The following is a 17,879-nucleotide window of genomic DNA, read 5'->3' as shown; positions in this document are numbered from 1 at the left end:
TTTAAACCTCTAGTGGAAGAAAATGCCCGACCACAATGCCGACGATTTTGGGCTCGTCTTCATAGGGAGCAAATAAATCGTCGTAATCAGGGTTGATGGATTCTAAGCGCAAACCTTCCGCTTCCCGATAGACTTTCTTGATGTAGGTTTTTCCATTCCAGATGAGGGCGTAGACAGCCCCATCATAGTCAAAGCCAGTCTGCTTCATGAGGGCAACAGAGCCGTTGGGATAGAGAGGTTCCATCGAATCACCTGATACCCAAGAAGCGAAATCGTGCTGGATCTCTTGGTCAAAATAGACAGTTTCATAGTCCGTTTCGTTGTCATAAAAGGTGTGTCCCAAACCAGCTGCAAGCTCAACCGAAAGAACCTTATAAGCTGTCAAGGAAACAACTTTTTGCTGCTGTTCGAATAACTGGCTGGCCAACTGGTCGACTTTCTTTTGATGAGGTGGGGTTAATAAAGGGTAGGTGTAGAGTGCGGAGTCTTTGTTAATAAAGTAGTCCTCTTTAACGGAGAGGCGCTTGGCCAACCTCCTGAGATTTTTTTCGTGCGGCTCCGCTAAGCCATTCTCCCAACTGGAGTAAGTCTTGCGAGAAATCTTGAGATCCTCGTAGACATCTGCTTGGGTCAAGCCTTTTTCCAGGCGTCTTTCTTTTAGTTTTTTTGCATCAAACATGTCGCTTCTCCTACGTAACGTTTTAAAGGTTACATATAGTTTATCAAAAATGAATCCTTTTTGCAAGAGAAAAATTCAGTTGAAAACGAATGAAAAGACTTGATTTTGATTGAAAAAGGAGTATAATCAATTCTAAAATGTCTATAAATGAGGAACTATATGAAAAAAAGTTTTATCCACCAACAAAAAGAAATTTCGTTTGTTAAAACGACGTTTACGCAGTATTTAAAAGATAAATTGGATATCATTGAAGTCCAAGGGCCAATTTTGAGTAAGGTCGGAGACGGGATGCAGGATAACCTTTCTGGGATTGAACATCCGGTATCTGTAAAGGTCCTTCAAATTCCTGATGAGACTTATGAAGTCGTGCATTCACTCGCAAAATGGAAACGCCATACCTTGGCCCGTTTTGGTTTTGGCGAAGGAGAAGGTCTCTTTGTCCATATGAAGGCTCTTCGTCCAGATGAAGATTCGCTAGACGCTATCCACTCTGTTTATGTAGACCAATGGGACTGGGAAAAAGTCATCCCAAATGGTCAACGCAACATTGCCTACCTCAAAGAAACGGTTGAAAAAATCTACAAGGCCATTCGTTTAACAGAACTAGCAGTAGAAGCGCGCTATGATATTGAGTCAGTTCTTCCAAAACAAATTACCTTCGTTCACACAGAAGAATTGGTGGAACGCTATCCAGATTTAACTCCAAAAGAGCGTGAAAATGCCATTGCCAAAGAATTCGGAGCCGTTTTCTTGATCGGTATTGGTGGAGAGCTTGCAGATGGTAAACCACACGATGGACGTGCACCTGACTACGATGACTGGACAACAGAGTCTGAAAATGGCTACAAGGGATTAAATGGCGATATCCTCGTCTGGAATGACGTTCTAGGTTCAGCCTTTGAGTTGTCTTCAATGGGGATCCGTGTTGATGAAGATACGCTTCGCCGTCAAGTTGCGATCACAGGGGACGAGGATCGTCTCCAATTAGAGTGGCACAAGGCCTTGTTAAATGGTCTTTTCCCACTTACGATTGGTGGAGGGATCGGACAATCTCGTTTGGCTATGTTCTTGCTTCGTAAGAAACATATCGGTGAAGTCCAAACCAGTGTCTGGCCTCAATCTGTCCGCGATGAATATGAAAATATCCTATAAGTAAAGAAAGAGAGTGGAACAGAAATCGGTAATTCGTTAGAATTCGATTTCGTCATCCCACCTCCGCACAGTTGAGTAGGGCTGTAAAAGCTGATGAAATCAGCGTAGTAGAGCCCACTCAACCACTGCGTCTTACTCGACAATCCAAAAATAATTGAGAGGCTAGGACTTTTGTCCCAGCCTCTTTTAATTGTCGCTTGACCATATCAAATCGCAATTTTCTGATTTTTTTTGGTATAATGGTCCCTATGAAAATAGTATCTGGAACCTATGGGGGACGCCCCCTCAAAACACTTGAAGGAAAAACAACCAGGCCGACTTCTGATAAGGTCAGAGGGGCCATGTTCAATATGATTGGTCCTTACTTTGATGGTGGAAGAGTGCTGGATCTCTATGCAGGAAGCGGTGGGCTCTCTATCGAAGCCGTTTCTCGAGGCATGTCAGAGGCCGTTCTAGTGGAAAGAGATCGTAGAGCGCAGGAGATTGTAGCAGCCAATATTGCCATGACCAAGGAAAAGGAACGGTTTCAACTGCTAAAAATGGAGGCCAAGCAGGCCTTAGGGCTTTTAACGGGCACCTTTGACTTAGTTTTCTTGGATCCTCCTTATGCTAAGGAAGAGATTGTTCGCGATATCGAAACCTTGTGCGAGCGTCAACTCTTGTCAGAGGACGTCATGATTGTGTGCGAAACCGATAAACACGTAGAACTTCCTGAGGAAATCGGACAAGTGGGAATCTGGAAAGAAAAAATCTATGGAATTAGTAAGGTAACAGTATATGTCAGATAGAAGTGGATTGTTTACAGGATCGTTTGATCCGATTACCATTGGGCATGTGCAATTGATCGAGCGAGCTAGTCGCTTGTTTGACCGTGTCTATGTCGGAATTTTTTATAATCCGGAAAAAGTCGGACTCTTTTCCATTGAACAGCGCGTGCGCATGGTAGAAGGGGCCTTGGCTCATTTGGAAAATGTTGAAATTGTGACGTCAACTCAAGAGTTGGCTGTGACAGTGGCGCGCAATCTTGGGGTTATCACTTTGATCCGGGGCTTGCGCAATGCGCAGGATCTGGTATACGAAGCTAATATGGATTATTTTAATCACCAGTTAGCGCCTGAATTGGAGACGGTTTATCTCTACGCTCAGCCTCCTTACCAGGCCATTAGTTCGACGCGTATTCGAGAGTTGCTGGCTTTTCAGCAGGATATCTCACCGTATGTCCCAGAGAGTGTAATGGAGGAAATTAAAGATGACACAAGCGAATAAACCAAGCTTGACCCCTAAAAAGAAAAAAGGACGGTTGAAAGAATACCGATGGCCGATTGCAGGAGTTCTTTTCTTGCTTCTCTTGCTAGCTGCTTTTGTGATCCGCCTTCCCTATTATATTGAGATGCCGGGAACGGCAGAAGATATTCGATCCGTCATGACAGTGGATGGAAAAATAGATACCAAGTCAGGATCTTATGATTTTGTAACCGTGGCAGTGAAAGAAGCGACCCCGGCTGATTTGATCTATGCTTGGGCAACGCCTTTTACAGACATCTATTCTGCCAAGGATATGACCGGTGGTAGTTCGAGCCAAGAATTCACGCGGATTAACCAATTCTATATGGAAACCTCGCAAAATATGGCCATCTACCAAGGGTTAAAGACAGCTGGAAAAGAAACCCAGATGGACTTTCTAGGAGTCTATGTCATGCAGGTGGCAGATGACTCGACCTTTAAAGGAGTCTTGAACATTGCGGATACCGTCACCGGTGTGAATGGCAAGACCTTTAAGAGTTCCAAAGAATTGATTGACTATGTTGGTTCTCAAAAAATTGGCGACCCTGTTTCGGTGACCTATATAGAGGATGGACAAACCAAGACCGCAGACGGAAAGATCATCAAATTGTCCAATGGGAAAAACGGAATCGGAATTAGCCTGATCGACCGGACTGAAGCCAAAGGCGATGTTCCTGTACAGTTTGCGACCCAAGGGATTGGTGGACCAAGTGCCGGCATGATGTTTAGCCTAGCTATCTACACCCAAGTGGCTGATCCAGATCTTCGTCAGGGACGCCATATTGCAGGGACAGGAACCATTAACCAAGATGGAACGGTTGGCGACATCGGTGGGATTGACAAGAAAGTCGTCGCAGCCGATAAAGAAGGAGCAGAAATTTTCTTTGCCCCTAATAATCCTGTTTCCAAAGAAGAAAAGAAAGCCAATCCCAAGGCCAAATCAAACTATGAAACAGCGAAAGAAGCAGCGAAACAAATTCATTCGAAGATGAAAATTGTCCCCGTCAAAACCCTTCAAGACGCTATTGATTATTTGAAGAAGAATTAGAAGTATCTTGTTAGATCAGTCTCGTACTTGAAAGTACGAGGTAGAGTTGGCAGATAGGAAGATTCACCTTCTAATCAAATTCAAGTTTTTGCTTATCAATCTCTCTATTTTTAGAGGGATTTTTTCTTTATACTGGTATCAGAAAGAAAGGGAGGTAGTGAAATGATTCAAACCAGTTTGTTTTCCATTTCAGTATTCTTAGCGGGAGTTCTATCCTTTTTCTCCCCATGCATTTTGCCACTGATGCCAGTCTATGTAGGGATTCTATTGGATTCTGAACGTGTGAAAACTGTTCGGATTTTTGGAAGAGATATTTCTTGGTACGGCTTGGTGAAGACTCTTTGTTTTATTGCAGGCCTATCAACTGTTTTCCTGATTCTAGGATACGGTGCAGGGGCCCTTGGCCAGGTGCTTTATGCTACATGGTTCCGTTACCTACTAGGAGGGATTGTCATCTTATTGGGAATCCATCAGATGGGCCTCATCAATCTTCAGCAACTCCAAAAACAAAAGAGTATCCAACTGAAGAAGGATGAAAAACGCAATGAATTCTTCAACGCTTTTCTGATAGGGGTCACCTTCAGTTTTGGTTGGACCCCTTGTGTCGGACCAGTTTTGAGTTCTGTTTTAGCCATTGCCGCTTCTGGAGGAGATGGTGCTTTACAAGGCGCTCTCCTGATGCTGGTCTATACATTAGGCTTGGCTCTGCCTTTCTTGCTTTTGGCCTTGGCTTCTAGCTGGGTTCTACAACATTTTGCTAAACTCAAGCCCCATATGGGAACCTTGAAAAAAATTGGTGGTGCCCTCATCATCTTGATGGGCATCTTGCTGATGCTAGGAAATCTTAATAGCCTCGCATCTTTGTTTCACTAATCTTAAATGATTAAAGGAGAAAAATCATGAAAAAAATTCTTGCACTTTCTATTGCTACACTTAGCATCGTCACTTTAGCAGCTTGTTCTGGTCAAAAATCGGATTCAGACATGAAAAAAACGGACGATAGTAGTATGATGAAGAAGGACGATATGAAGAAGGACGATATGAAGAAGGATGACATGAAGGATTCATCCATGTCCGATGATAAAATGAAAAAAGAAGACATGAAAGATTCATCTATGATGTCTGACAGCAGTTCTGAAATGAAGGACGATATGAAAAAAGATGAGATGAAATCTAGCGATTCAGAAATGAAAGACGAAAAGAGTGGATCATCGGATATGAAATCAGACAAGGAATAAAAGAAGGGAGAGGTCATCTGAGGATGACTTTCTCCTTGTTTAAAGAGGTGATAATGATGAAAAAATTAGCTTTAGTAGCTGCAGGAATCTTGTGTACTGGACTTTTGGGGGCTTGTTCGAGTCAAGGAATGGCTACTTCCAATAAGGACATTAGCCAACAAACAGCCAAAGCTGGGGCTAGGCAAGCATCTGGCAAGAAAGTGAAGGAGTTTAACCTGCAAGGAGTGGATGGCAAGACCTACCGCTTATCCGATTACAAGGGAAAGAAAGTTTACCTCAAATTTTGGGCTTCCTGGTGCTCTATTTGCCTGTCGACATTAGAGGATACCAATGAGTTGGCAAAAGAAGAGTCAGGTAAGGATTATGTGGTTTTATCCGTTGTAGCTCCAACCTTTAATGGCGAAAAATCAGCAGCAGATTTCAAAAATTGGTACCAATCTTTGGATTACAAGGATTTCCCAGTTTTGCTAGATAGTAAAGGGGAGCTACTAAAAGAGTATGGGATTCGTTCTTATCCATCGGCCCTCTTTATTGCAAGCGATGGAACTCTCGCTAAGACCCATATCGGTTATATGAGCAAGGAAGACATCGTCCAGACTCTAAAAGAAATGAAGTAAGGAGGACATAAAATGGAAACAAAATGGAAACTCATTTCCATTCTTTTAGTGGGGCTATTTTGTTTTGGAATCTTTTTCCTTGTCAAAGGATCCATGGCCTTGGATACATCAGATGCGACGACTGAACAGATCAAAAAAGCGTCCATGAGTCAGACACCAGTAGCAAACAAAAAGCAGGAAGAAAAAGTCAATCCAGAAGACCAACGAGAAATCTATCTAGCTGGTGGTTGCTTCTGGGGCGTAGAGGAATATTTCTCACGTGTTCCAGGTGTGATTGATGCCGTATCAGGCTATGCCAATGGAAAGGGAGAAACGACCAAGTATGAATTGGTCCCTCAAACAGGCCATGCTGAAACAGTTCATATCACTTACAATGTCAAGAAGGTGTCTCTGAAAGAATTGCTCCTGCATTATTTCCGGATTATCGACCCAACGTCGAAGAATCGTCAAGGAAATGATCAAGGGACTCAATACCGAACAGGTGTCTATTATGTCTCCCAAGAAGATCTTCCAACCATTAATCAAGTTTTTGAAGAAGAAGCAAAAAAATACGACAAACCGTTAGCAGTGGAAAAAGAACCACTGACCAATTTCATCAAGGCTGAGGACTACCACCAGGATTATCTAAAGAAACATCCGAATGGGTACTGCCATATCGATGTCAATCAGGCTTCTTATCCTGTTATTGATGCTAGTCGCTACTCTAAGCCAAGCGATGAGGAAATCAAAAAGAAGTTATCTCCTGAAGAGTATGCGGTGACACAAAAAAATGATACCGAACGGGCCTTCTCCAATCGTTACTGGGATCAGTTTGATGCCGGTATTTATGTAGATGTCGTGACCGGTGAGCCGCTCTTTTCCTCTAAGGATAAATTTGATTCTGGTTGTGGTTGGCCAAGTTTCAGTCGTCCTATTAGTCCTGATGTGGCCATCTATAAGGAGGATAAGAGTTTCAATATGACGCGGACAGAAGTTCGGAGCCGTGTGGGAAATTCTCATCTGGGCCATGTTTTTACCGATGGTCCCAAGGAAAAAGGCGGCCTTCGCTATTGCATCAATAGTTTGTCTATTACCTTCATTCCCAAAGCAGAAATGAAAGAAAAGGGCTACGGTTATTTATTGGACTATGTTTGAGACAATTCAGTCCATAATTTGCTATAATAAGTATAGCAAAAACAAGTAGGTGAAAGACATGTATGCGATCATGATTGTGGAAGATGAAGAGCTTATCCGGCAGGGTCTGACTTCCTTAGTGGACTATGAACAGTTTGGAATGACCGTCATTAACCAGGCAGAAAATGGGCGTGAGGCCTGGGAGAAGTTTCAAGATCAACCAGCCGATATCCTTCTAACCGATATCAATATGCCACAAATGAATGGCTTGGATCTGGCCCATCTCGTCAAAGAGCAGTCTCCGTCTTGTCATATCATTTTTTTGACCGGTTATGATGACTTTGAGTTTGCGAGGAAAGCCATCAAGTTAGGTGCAGATGATTATTTGCTGAAGCCTTTTTCAAAAGATGATATTGAAGAGATGTTAGCAAAGGTGAAGGGAAAACTCGATCAAGAGCGAAAAAAGGCGCAAGTCGAAGATTTGGTCAGTCATGGTTATTCGACTGACTTGGAAGAAGCCATTCATGCTCGTTTAGCAGATTCCCAGTTAACCCTGAAGGATTTGGCCTATCAACTTGGCTTCAGCTCCTCTTATCTAAGTGTGTTGATCAAGAAAAAATTGGGACTTCCTTTCCAAGAATACCTCATCCAAGAGCGAATGAAGAAGGCTCAACTCTTGCTTCTCACGACAGATTTAAAGATTTATGAGATTGCAGATCAGGTTGGTTTTGAAGATATGAACTATTTTTCTCAACGCTTTAAGCAGGTTGTTGGGGTGACGCCAAGGCAGTACAAAAAAGGAGAGCATGAATGAAACGATATCCCTTGCTGATTCAGCTGGTCCTCTACTTTTTTCTCTTCATTCTCTTACTTTTTGGTCTCATCGGTAGCCTATACTATCAAACGAGTTCAGGGACGATCCGCCAGCTAACGGAGCGGACGACAAGAAATAGTATCGACCAAAGTAGTCAGTTTATTACGTCTTATCTAAAAAAATTAAAGCAGACCACAACGGTGCTTAGCAAGGAACAGGCTGTTCAACAATTTGCCCAAGATAAGAGTGCGGATCAAAAAACGGTTCAGCACTTGATGCGAACGATGATTGAAACGGATCCGGACTTGGTCTCTGCGGTCTTGGTGACCAAGGATGGACGTCTGGTAGCGACAGATTCCAAAATCAGCATGCAGACTTCATCAGACATGATGAATGAAAGCTGGTATCAAGAGGCGATTAAGGAAAGAGCCATGCCAGTTTTGACGCCAGCTCGAAAGGAATCCCTGACCTCGGAAAAAGAAAAATGGGTGGTTTCTATTACCCAAGAAGTAGTCGATCAGACTGGTCAAAATCTCGGAGTAGTACGTTTGGATATTGGCTACGATAGCTTACAGGCTTATTTGGATCACCTTCAGCTAGGGAAACAAGGCTTTAGTTTTATCATTAATCAAAAGCATGAGTTTGTCTACCATCCTAAAAAAGCGGTCTATTCCTCCAGCCAAGAGATGCAGGCCATGCAGCCCTATATTGCTGTGACAGATGGTTATGCTAAAGGAGGACAGAATTTTATCTATCAGGTTCCGATTCCAGATAGTGATTGGACCTTGATTGGAGTAGCTTCACTTGAAGGACTTCAGATGCTTCAGTCGCAACTCCTATACTCTTTCATTGGCCTAGGATTACTAGCTTTGATCATGTGTTTGATAGGGATCGGCTTTGTTCTGCGTTTGTGGATCAAACCCTTACGAGACCTTCAGACCATCATTTTGAGGATTGGAGCAGGAGAAGCTCACGTGAGGGCTGTAGCCAAAGGATCTCCAGAATTGGTGGACCTCGTTCAAGCTTTTAATGCCATGTTGGACCAAATCGATAACCTCATGAAACAGGTTAAGGAAGAGGAGCAAAACGCGCGGCGTTATGAGTTGCGGGCACTTTCGGCTCAGATTAATCCGCATTTCCTCTACAATACTTTGGATACGATTGTCTGGATGGCAGAGTTTAATGATAGTCGGCGCGTGGTCAACATCACCAAGTCTTTGGCTCAATATTTTCGACTGGCTCTCAACCAAGGCCAGGAGCAAATCCTACTGAGAGATGAAATTGACCATGTCCGCCAGTATCTTTTCATTCAAAAACAACGTTATGGTGAAAAGCTCAATTATGAAATTCTAGAAGATGAACGGTTGGGCGATTATCAGCTCCCCAAATTAGTGCTTCAACCCTTAGTGGAAAATGCAATTTACCATGGCATTAAAGAGATCGATCGGCCAGGTCTCATTCGAGTGACAACTGAAGTCAGTGGAGACTCCGCCTGCGTATCGATTTTTGACAATGGACAAGGGTTTGATTTATCAGGATCAACAGACCAACCCCTTCTTCGTTTAGGAGGTGTTGGCTTGAAAAATGTGGACCAACGATTGCATCTTCAATTTGGCGAAGCCTATCGTATGGAGATTGATTCCAAAGCCAATAGCTATACGAAAATTACTCTTTTTTTGCCCCTTTCATCATCTGATGAACATGTATAGAGACAAAGATTGCCTTCTTTGTCTCTTTTTGCTGTTAAAGGAATTTCAACTCTTTTCTAGTCAAATCTGACGCAAGTCATCAAATTTATGATAGAATAAAGTGTTACAGTAAATAGATTTTGATGAAGGAACACTATGCGAAAAGAGATTGACCCTGAATTATATAATTACAATAAATTTCCTGGACCTGTGTTTCGTCAGGTAGGAGACCAGATCCTTTCAGAAAACCTCTCTTTTGAGTTGTTAAAAAATGAGAAGGAAGCATTTGATGCGACCGTTTTTGGTCAACGATTTTCTGAGATTTTAACTAAATTTGATTACATTGTTGGTGATTGGAGCAATGAGCAGTTGCGCTTGCGTGGCTTCTATAAGGAAGAACGCGATGTTGCAACGATGGATAAACTAAGTCGCTTAGACGATTATTTGTTAGAATATTGTAGCTATGGTTGTGCTTATTTTGTCCTTGAAAATAAGGAGCCTCATCGTGCTTCCTTTGATAAGAAATCACCGGTCAAAAAAGCTCAATCAGAAGAGAGAGAGCCTAAGAAGCGTTCGCGCAATCGTAAACAAAAAGATCGTTTCCAAAAACGAGAACGCGACAAGGGACAGTCAACGAATAACTCGAAAAAAACAAGACCGTCTGCTGAAACTAAAAAAACAACGAAGACGAACAACAAACGTCATTTTGTGATTCGTCAAAAAGAGGAGTAAGAGAAAATGAAACCATCCATTTATAGTTTGACACGCCAAGAGATGATTGATTGGGCAGAAGAAAACGGCGAAAAGAAATTCCGTGCAGCCCAAATCTGGGAATGGCTCTATCGTAAACGTGTCCAGTCTTTCGAAGAAATGACCAACCTTTCTAAGGACTTAATTGCGAAGTTAAATGATCAATTCGTTGTCAACCCACTCAAACAACGGATCGTGCAAGAGTCAGCAGATGGAACGGTCAAGTACCTCTTTGAATTGCCAGACGGCATGTTGATTGAAACCGTCTTGATGCGTCAGCACTATGGTTTATCTGTTTGTGTAACGACTCAGGTCGGATGCAATATCGGTTGTACCTTCTGTGCTTCAGGTTTGATCAAAAAACAACGCGATTTGAACAATGGGGAAATCGTGTCTCAAATCATGTTGGTCCAAAAATACTTTGACGAACGGGGTCAAGATGAACGGGTCAGCCATATCGTTGTCATGGGGATCGGAGAACCATTTGACAACTATAACAACGTCTTGAAATTTATCCGGACCGTCAACGATGATAAAGGTCTAGCGATTGGGGCTCGTCATATTACCGTATCAACTTCTGGTTTGGCCCATAAAATTCGCGACTTTGCAAATGAAGGTGTGCAGGTCAATTTGGCGGTATCTCTACATGCTCCAAACAACGACTTGCGCTCTAGCATCATGAAGATCAACCGGGCTTTCCCAATTGAAAAATTGTTTGCAGCGATTGAATACTATATCGAAACCACGAACCGTCGGGTGACCTTTGAGTACATCATGTTGAATGAAGTCAATGATGGGGTTGAGCAAGCCTTAGAGTTGGCAGAATTGCTCAAGAATATCAAGAAATTGTCTTATGTTAACTTGATTCCTTATAATCCTGTCAGTGAGCATGACCAATATAGCCGGAGTCCAAAAGAACGGGTTATGGCCTTCTATGATACCTTGAAAAAACAAGGTGTCAACTGTGTGGTGCGTCAAGAGCACGGTACAGATATTGATGCTGCCTGTGGCCAATTGCGTTCAAATACCATGAAACGAGATCGGGAGAAAGCGATTGTTGAACATGCGCAACCTTAAACAAGGGCTGATGGATCAAACAGAACTAACAAAGAGAGGAAGAAGGCTGTTACAGAGTGGCAGCTTCTTCTATTTTATCCTCTTGTGCCTGATGTGCTTTTTGCCTCAACAGCCAGAGCCGGGTATGGAAACACCGGGAATTCAACATTTTGGTCGCATCGTCGTCCTACTGGTTCCACTGAATTCGTTGATGAATTTTGGCCAGATCACCAGTGTCATCCAACTCATTAAGGTTATTCTACAAAACGTAGCCAATGTCTTTTTGTTAAGCCCGCTGGTCTTTCAACTTCTCTGGCTATGGCCCTGGTTGAGGAGTCGCAAACGGGTCTTGTTCTTCGGCTTTGCCATGAGCTTGTGGATTGAATCTAGCCAAGTTCTCTTAGATCTTTTGTTTGATGCCAATCGTGTCTTTGAGCTAGATGATTTGTGGACCAATACCTTAGGGGCTTACTTGGCTTATCTAGTATTTCAGTATCTCCGAGCACGATTGCTAGCAGAAGATGGAAAAATATAAAATCCGAACATTTTAGCGCCTTTTTAAAATTTTTGTTGACAAAATCAGAAGCGGGAGCTATAATAGCTTCAAGACATCAGAAAAGTAGAGATTTTTCTCACTTCCAGGGAGCTTGTGGTGATTGCGAACAAGCAGTGGTAAATCTTGAAATGGGCTGATGCGTTTATGATGATGAATTTGAAACAATAAAAATTCGGTGAGCACACCTTATCGTGCACCCTGTTGTTAGACAGGTCAGAGATGTAGGAGAAAGACTATCTTCCTACAATGGAGGTGGCACCGCGGTATCGAATCGTCCTCACACAGATTTTTCTGTGTGAGGTTTTTTGTATCTCAAAGGAACCCAGTGAGACTGCAGCTCAAAGGGCCAGCGAGAGAAAAGGATCATAAACAGGATTGAAGATATAGAAAAGAGGACACAATCATGACAGAAACAAAAGGCTATTTCGGACAATTTGGTGGATCTTTCGTACCAGAACCCATTCAAAACTTGCTCAATCAATTAGAGGAAACCTTTGAACAGTATAAAAATGACCCAGAATTTATTGCAGAATACAAACATTATTTGAAAGACTATTCTGGACGCGAAACACCACTCTACTTTGCAGAAAGTTTAACAGAGCATTTAGGTGGGGCAAAAATTTATTTGAAGCGCGAAGACTTGAATCACCTAGGTTCGCACAAATTGAATAACGTCTTGGGGCAAATTCTCTTGGCTAAGCGCATGGGCAAAACACGCGTGATTGCTGAAACAGGAGCTGGTCAACACGGTGTAGCTACAGCAGCTGCGGCAGCTAAATTTGGTATGGCCTGTGATGTCTACATGGGGGCAGAAGACGTGGAGCGTCAACGTCTCAATGTCTTCCGCATGGAAATGATGGGGGCAACCGTTCATGCGGTTGAAACAGGAACCAAGACCTTGAAAGACGCCGTTGATGCTGCGTTTGGAGCATGGATGGCAGACCTCGATGCCTTTTACGTTTTGGGTTCTGCTGTTGGACCTCACCCTTACCCAACCATTGTGCATGAATTCCAAAAAGTGATCAGCGAAGAGTCTAAACGTCAAATCTTGGAAAAAGAAGGTCGTTTGCCAGACTATGTGATTGCCTGTGTTGGTGGTGGCTCCAATGCCATCGGTGCCTTTTCTGAATATGTCGCAGAAGAGGAAGTCGGTTTGGTTGGGGTAGAAGCTGCTGGTCATGGCTTGGATACCGATCAGCACGCCGCTACCATGACCAAAGGGACTGTAGGAGTTGTCGATGGCATGAAGACTTATGCTGTCTTTGGCGAAGATGGAAAAGTAGCGCCAGTTTACTCGATTTCTGCTGGTTTGGATTACCCAGGGGTTGGTCCAGAGCATGCTTTCTTTAAAGATTCTGGTCGTGTAGAATATGTAGCAGCGACAGATGATGAAGCGGTTCAAGCTCTTCTTCTTCTCAGTAAGACAGAAGGGATCCTTCCAGCCATTGAAAGCTCACACGCGATTGCAGAAGCGGTCAAACGTGCTCCACAATTGGATAAAGACAAGATCATCATCATCAACGTTTCTGGACGTGGGGATAAGGACGTGGCTGCTATTGCCGATTATTTGGAAGCAAAAGCTGCAAAATAAGAAGAACTTATCTAAAAAACATCGTATAAAGCAGTAATACGTGATAACTGAGAAAGAGACAGGGAACAAAGGGAATCCGGTCTCTTTCTTTTTTGAGGACAAAGAAGAGAATGCCTAAGATGGATGAGATCTGGATGAGAAGGAGGATCTTGGTAGAAGAAAAGCTGAGTGAGAATGTGGCGAGTAAGAGAAAATCTCCCGCCCCCATTCCAATAAAGAAAAAGTGGGCACCGATCGCAAGGAGTAAAAAGACCAGCATGAGGAGATTACTACCGGATAAAAAGAGGACTAAGGCATGGAGACAACACCAGATGGCCAAGGGGTATTCCATAAAGCGTAGGTCATAGATGGCTAAAACAGCAGATCCGAGTAACGTCAGAAGTTGAGGCAGAGAAAGAAAACCATTGGCACAGGCTAAGAAGATCAGGCCACTCCAGATCTCAAAAAGGCAGTACCAAAATGGGTAGGTCTGATGACAATAGCGACAGCGAAAACGATGCAGTAGCTGCGAGATAATGGGGATGAGATCCCAAACTCCAAGGACGTGCTGGCAGTGATCGCAATGACTGCGAGGAGTGAGAATGGATTGGTTTGGGAAGCGATCGACCACTAGTCCCAAAAAAGAGGCGAAACAAGTACCGATGGTAAAAAAATAAAAGTTGATCATACTTATTTATTCGTAAACAAATCGAAAAATGTCATCATTTACTTGAAAATCTTGTAAAGCCTTTCTAAATTTGATACAATAATGAACATGAAAAACCTGTATGATGTTCAACAATTTTTAAAACGTTTTGGAATCATCATTTACGTAGGGAAGCGCCTCTATGACATCGAATTGATGAAAATTGAGCTTCAACGTCTTTATGATGCAGGCTTGATGGAGCGGCTCGATTATTTAGAAGCTGAAACTGTTTTAAGAAGAGAGCACAAACAAGAATTAGAATTTTTGAAAAAGAGTGAGGTAGAGTGATGGGAAATATCATTTTTTGGTTGGTTGTTTTAGGAGTAGTTGGGTGGATGGCCTTTAATTATTTCCGCATCCGTAAAGCTGCTAAATTTGTGGACAATGCTGCTTTTGAAGAGTTGATTCGTAAAGGGCAGTTGATTGACTTGCGAGAGCCAGTTGAGTTTCATGCAAAGCATATTTTAGGAGCGCGCAACATTCCTTCTACTCAGTTGAAGTTGAGCCTTGCGGCCTTGCGCAAAGACAAACCGATTTTGCTCTATGAGAATAGCCGTAGTTCTCGTGTGACCAATGCGGCCCTCTATCTCAAGAAACAGGGCTATACAGACATTTATGTCTTGTCTTATGGTCTTGATTCTTGGAATGGGAAAGTGAAAAAAGACGCCTAATAAAAGAGAGTGGGATAGAAATCGGTCATTCGTTAGAATTCGATTTCGTCGTCCCACCTCCGCACAGTTGAGTAGGGCTGTAAAAACTGATGAAATCAGCGTAGTAGAGCCCACTCAACCACTGCGTCTTACTCGACAATCCAAAAACAATTAAGAGGCTAGGACAAAAGTCCTAGCCTCTTTTATCTCGTTTTTTCAAGGAAATCTTTGACCCAAGTGAGCTCTACCTCATTCAAAGGCCGGCTTTCGCCAGATGCTAACTGAGGATCCAAGGTGAAGGGACCAAAAGACAAGCGTTTTAAGGTCATTACTTTGACGCCAATGGCTAAGAACATCTTTTTCACTTGGTGGTATTTCCCTTCTGAGATTCGGACCTGGGCCTTGCTGTAGCTAGGGCTACTTTCTAGAATGGTTAAGGAAGCAGGCTTACAGATGGGGCCGTCTGTGAATGAAATCCCATTCTGAAATTGTTCGATGTGGGGGCCATAGAGCGGACCGTTGACTTCTACCTCATAGACTTTCTCCACATGATATTGAGGATGGAGCAGTTGAAAACCTAGGGGACCATTATCTGTGATGAGGAGTAAGCCACTCGTATCGCGATCGAGGCGACCAAGCGGATAAAGATCTGGGTACTCATGCTGGGGATCTACTAGCTCGATCACCGTTGGATGGTGTGCATCTCTTTTGGCAGTCACTGCCCCGATTGGTTTATGGAGCATGTAGTAGTGGTGACGCGGTTCCTGAATGGTCTTTGATCCTATTTGAATCTCTTGGAGTCCAGGGTCGATGTTTTGTGACAGTTTTTTAGCTGGTAGGTGATCGACCAAGACTTTCCTTCGGGCCAGAAGTTGTTTGATGTCTTTACGAGCATACTGATGGTCTGCCATCAATTGATCTAATCTCATGGGCGCCTCTTTTTCTGAAAGTTTTGTAACCAGTGTATCATGAAAAGAAAAGGAAATCGAGTCGGAGAAAAGAAATAAGGATGAAAACATTTACAACTAGCTGAACTGTGTTTTTTAAACGGGACTGTGGTATAATTGTTCAGTTAGAAATATTATTTAAAATTATATAGAGGAAATCATGACAAAATTAAGAGAAGATATTCGTAACGTTGCGATCATTGCCCACGTTGACCATGGTAAAACAACCTTGGTAGACGAATTGTTGAAACAATCGCACACCTTGGATGAACGCAAAGAATTGCAAGAACGTGCAATGGACTCAAACGATCTTGAAAAAGAACGTGGGATTACCATTCTTGCTAAAAATACAGCCGTTGCTTATAATGGAACTCGGATCAATATCATGGACACACCAGGACACGCGGACTTCGGTGGAGAAGTGGAACGGATCATGAAAATGGTTGACGGGGTTGTATTGGTCGTAGATGCCTACGAAGGAACTATGCCTCAGACTCGTTTCGTATTGAAAAAAGCCTTGGAACAAGACCTTGTGCCGATCGTTGTAGTTAATAAAATCGATAAGCCATCTGCTCGTCCAGCAGAAGTAGTAGACGAAGTCTTGGAACTCTTCATCGAGCTAGGTGCGGATGATGACCAGCTTGACTTCCCAGTTGTTTATGCATCAGCGATCAACGGAACATCATCCTTGTCAGATGATCCAGCAGATCAAGAAAAAACTATGGCACCGATCTTTGATACCATTATTGATCACATCCCAGCTCCAGTTGATAACTCTGATGAGCCCCTTCAATTCCAAGTGTCTCTTCTTGACTACAATGACTTCGTTGGTCGTATCGGTATCGGACGTGTCTTTCGTGGTACAGTTAAGGTTGGGGACCAAGTTACCCTTTCTAAACTGGATGGTACAACTAAAAACTTCCGTGTGACCAAACTCTTTGGTTTCTTTGGTTTGGAACGTCGCGAGATTCAAGAAGCTAAAGCTGGTGACTTGATCGCTATTTCTGGTATGGAAGATATCTTCGTTGGAGAAACCATCACACCAACTGACGCAGTAGAAGCACTTCCAATCCTTCACATCGATGAGCCAACCCTTCAAATGACCTTCTTGGTCAACAACTCACCATTTGCAGGTCGTGAAGGGAAATGGGTGACCTCTCGTAAGGTCGAAGAACGCTTGCAAGCCGAATTGCAAACAGACGTCTCTCTTCGTGTTGACCCGACTGACTCACCTGATAAATGGACAGTTTCAGGACGTGGGGAATTGCACTTGTCTATCTTGATTGAAACCATGCGTCGTGAAGGATACGAATTGCAAGTATCTCGTCCAGAAGTGATCATCAAGGAAATTGATGGTGTCAAATGTGAACCATTTGAGCGTGTGCAAATCGACACACCAGAAGAATACCAAGGATCTGTTATCCAAAGCCTTTCTGAACGTAAAGGTGAAATGTTGGATATGATCGCAACTGGTAACGGTCAAACTCGTTTGGTCTTCCTTGTTCCAGCGCGTGGGTTGATTGGATACTCAACAGAGTTCTTGTCAATGACACGTGGTTACGGAATCATGAACCACACCTTTGACCAATACTTGCCAGTGATTCCAGGAGAAATTGGTGGACGTCACCGTGGTGCTCTTGTTTCCATCGATAACGGAAAAGCAACGACATACTCGATCATGTCTATTGAAGAACGTGGTACGATCTTTGTCAATCCAGGTACAGAAGTTTACGAAGGAATGATCATTGGGGAAAACTCTCGTGAGAACGACTTGACTGTCAACATTACGAAAGCAAAACAAATGACCAACGTTCGTTCAGCTACCAAGGACCAAACAGCGGTTATCAAGACTCCTCGTATCTTAACTTTGGAAGAATCTCTTGAGTTCTTGAACGACGATGAGTACATGGAAGTAACACCTGAATCTATCCGTTTGCGTAAACAGATCTTGAACAAAGCAGAACGCGAAAAAGCAAATAAAAAGAAAAAATCAGCAGCTGCTGAATAATAC

Annotated in this window: 20 protein-coding genes and 1 other annotated feature; of the genes, 17 read left to right on the top strand and 3 right to left on the bottom strand. The window is 43.0% G+C overall.

The window, feature by feature from the left end; genetic code table 11:
• Position 1: 1 nt before the first annotated feature.
• On the bottom strand, positions 2-679 hold the full coding sequence (locus tag H7T92_RS06330) for a helix-turn-helix domain-containing protein (protein ID WP_037607780.1): 678 nt from the start codon (positions 677-679) through the stop codon (positions 2-4).
• Between the two features lie 159 nt (positions 680-838).
• Here H7T92_RS06330 and asnA point away from each other — a divergent pair, with 159 nt between their 5' ends.
• From asnA to trpB, 14 genes are all read left to right on the top strand, one after another.
• Complete coding sequence (asnA, locus tag H7T92_RS06325; protein ID WP_003005888.1) at positions 839-1,831, top strand: aspartate--ammonia ligase; 993 nt, start codon at positions 839-841, stop codon at positions 1,829-1,831.
• A gap of 248 nt (positions 1,832-2,079) precedes the next feature.
• A complete protein-coding gene (rsmD, locus tag H7T92_RS06320; RefSeq protein WP_037599242.1) occupies positions 2,080-2,619 on the top strand; it encodes a 16S rRNA (guanine(966)-N(2))-methyltransferase RsmD in 540 nt (179 codons plus the stop codon).
• Complete coding sequence (coaD, locus tag H7T92_RS06315) at positions 2,609-3,097, top strand: pantetheine-phosphate adenylyltransferase (RefSeq protein WP_201037358.1); 489 nt, start codon at positions 2,609-2,611, stop codon at positions 3,095-3,097. The genes rsmD and coaD overlap by 11 nt, the downstream gene beginning before the upstream one ends.
• Positions 3,081-4,163, top strand: a complete 1,083-nt coding sequence (locus tag H7T92_RS06310) for a SepM family pheromone-processing serine protease (RefSeq protein WP_201037357.1) — start codon at positions 3,081-3,083, stop codon at positions 4,161-4,163. The genes coaD and H7T92_RS06310 overlap by 17 nt, the downstream gene beginning before the upstream one ends.
• Before the next feature lie 162 nt (positions 4,164-4,325).
• Complete coding sequence (gene ccdA2 / locus H7T92_RS06305; RefSeq protein WP_201037356.1) at positions 4,326-5,036, top strand: thiol-disulfide oxidoreductase-associated membrane protein CcdA2; 711 nt, start codon at positions 4,326-4,328, stop codon at positions 5,034-5,036.
• A gap of 26 nt (positions 5,037-5,062) precedes the next feature.
• Positions 5,063-5,401 (top strand): hypothetical protein, encoded by a 339-nt coding sequence (locus tag H7T92_RS06300; protein ID WP_070589645.1) that lies wholly within the window; start codon positions 5,063-5,065, stop codon positions 5,399-5,401.
• 56 nt (positions 5,402-5,457) lie between these two features.
• A complete protein-coding gene (locus tag H7T92_RS06295; protein WP_155200254.1) occupies positions 5,458-6,018 on the top strand; it encodes a redoxin family protein in 561 nt (186 codons plus the stop codon).
• A 12-nt stretch (positions 6,019-6,030) separates the two neighbouring features.
• A complete protein-coding gene (gene msrB / locus H7T92_RS06290) occupies positions 6,031-7,152 on the top strand; it encodes a peptide-methionine (R)-S-oxide reductase MsrB (RefSeq protein WP_201037355.1) in 1,122 nt (373 codons plus the stop codon).
• A gap of 58 nt (positions 7,153-7,210) precedes the next feature.
• A complete protein-coding gene (locus tag H7T92_RS06285; protein ID WP_201037354.1) occupies positions 7,211-7,945 on the top strand; it encodes a response regulator transcription factor in 735 nt (244 codons plus the stop codon).
• Complete coding sequence (locus H7T92_RS06280; RefSeq protein WP_201037353.1) at positions 7,942-9,654, top strand: cache domain-containing sensor histidine kinase; 1,713 nt, start codon at positions 7,942-7,944, stop codon at positions 9,652-9,654. Before H7T92_RS06285 ends, H7T92_RS06280 begins: the two co-directional genes overlap by 4 nt.
• Positions 9,655-9,789: 135 nt before the next feature.
• Positions 9,790-10,365, top strand: coding sequence for a YutD family protein (locus tag H7T92_RS06275; RefSeq protein WP_003005915.1), 576 nt, complete (start codon positions 9,790-9,792; stop codon positions 10,363-10,365).
• 6 nt (positions 10,366-10,371) lie between these two features.
• Positions 10,372-11,460 carry a dual-specificity RNA methyltransferase RlmN gene (gene rlmN, locus H7T92_RS06270; RefSeq protein WP_049514207.1) on the top strand — a complete coding sequence of 363 codons (1,089 nt, stop codon included), beginning with the start codon at positions 10,372-10,374 and terminating at the stop codon, positions 11,458-11,460.
• Positions 11,447-11,974: a VanZ family protein gene (locus H7T92_RS06265; RefSeq protein WP_037599244.1), complete on the top strand. Its 528-nt coding sequence runs from the start codon at positions 11,447-11,449 to the stop codon at positions 11,972-11,974. Before rlmN ends, H7T92_RS06265 begins: the two co-directional genes overlap by 14 nt.
• 67 nt (positions 11,975-12,041) lie before the next feature.
• Positions 12,042-12,277: a binding site (T-box leader), on the top strand.
• 121 nt (positions 12,278-12,398) lie between these two features.
• Positions 12,399-13,586 carry a tryptophan synthase subunit beta gene (trpB, locus tag H7T92_RS06260; protein ID WP_023917437.1) on the top strand — a complete coding sequence of 396 codons (1,188 nt, stop codon included), beginning with the start codon at positions 12,399-12,401 and terminating at the stop codon, positions 13,584-13,586.
• Positions 13,587-13,593: 7 nt separating this feature from the next.
• Here the strand turns inward: trpB and H7T92_RS06255 are convergent, their stop codons facing one another.
• Positions 13,594-14,253, bottom strand: coding sequence for a prepilin peptidase (locus H7T92_RS06255; RefSeq protein ID WP_023917439.1), 660 nt, complete (start codon positions 14,251-14,253; stop codon positions 13,594-13,596).
• An 87-nt stretch (positions 14,254-14,340) separates the two neighbouring features.
• Here H7T92_RS06255 and H7T92_RS06250 point away from each other — a divergent pair, with 87 nt between their 5' ends.
• Positions 14,341-14,559: a YqgQ family protein gene (locus tag H7T92_RS06250; RefSeq protein WP_037599246.1), complete on the top strand. Its 219-nt coding sequence runs from the start codon at positions 14,341-14,343 to the stop codon at positions 14,557-14,559.
• Complete coding sequence (locus tag H7T92_RS06245; RefSeq protein ID WP_023917445.1) at positions 14,559-14,942, top strand: rhodanese-like domain-containing protein; 384 nt, start codon at positions 14,559-14,561, stop codon at positions 14,940-14,942. The genes H7T92_RS06250 and H7T92_RS06245 overlap by 1 nt, the downstream gene beginning before the upstream one ends.
• A gap of 182 nt (positions 14,943-15,124) precedes the next feature.
• Here H7T92_RS06245 and H7T92_RS06240 read toward each other — a convergent pair whose 3' ends face one another.
• Positions 15,125-15,850: a 16S rRNA pseudouridine(516) synthase gene (locus tag H7T92_RS06240; RefSeq protein ID WP_201037352.1), complete on the bottom strand. Its 726-nt coding sequence runs from the start codon at positions 15,848-15,850 to the stop codon at positions 15,125-15,127.
• Between the two features lie 178 nt (positions 15,851-16,028).
• Between H7T92_RS06240 and typA the strand changes: the two genes are divergently transcribed.
• Positions 16,029-17,876: a translational GTPase TypA gene (gene typA, locus H7T92_RS06235; protein ID WP_070465406.1), complete on the top strand. Its 1,848-nt coding sequence runs from the start codon at positions 16,029-16,031 to the stop codon at positions 17,874-17,876.
• Positions 17,877-17,879 lie beyond the last annotated feature (3 nt).

The sequence above is a fragment of the Streptococcus parasanguinis genome (genome assembly GCF_016648855.1).
In the GTDB taxonomy this organism is placed as follows: domain Bacteria; phylum Bacillota; class Bacilli; order Lactobacillales; family Streptococcaceae; genus Streptococcus; species Streptococcus parasanguinis_L.
Note: the sequence above shows the minus strand (reverse complement) of the source record. Positions and strands in the feature narration are given on the sequence as shown.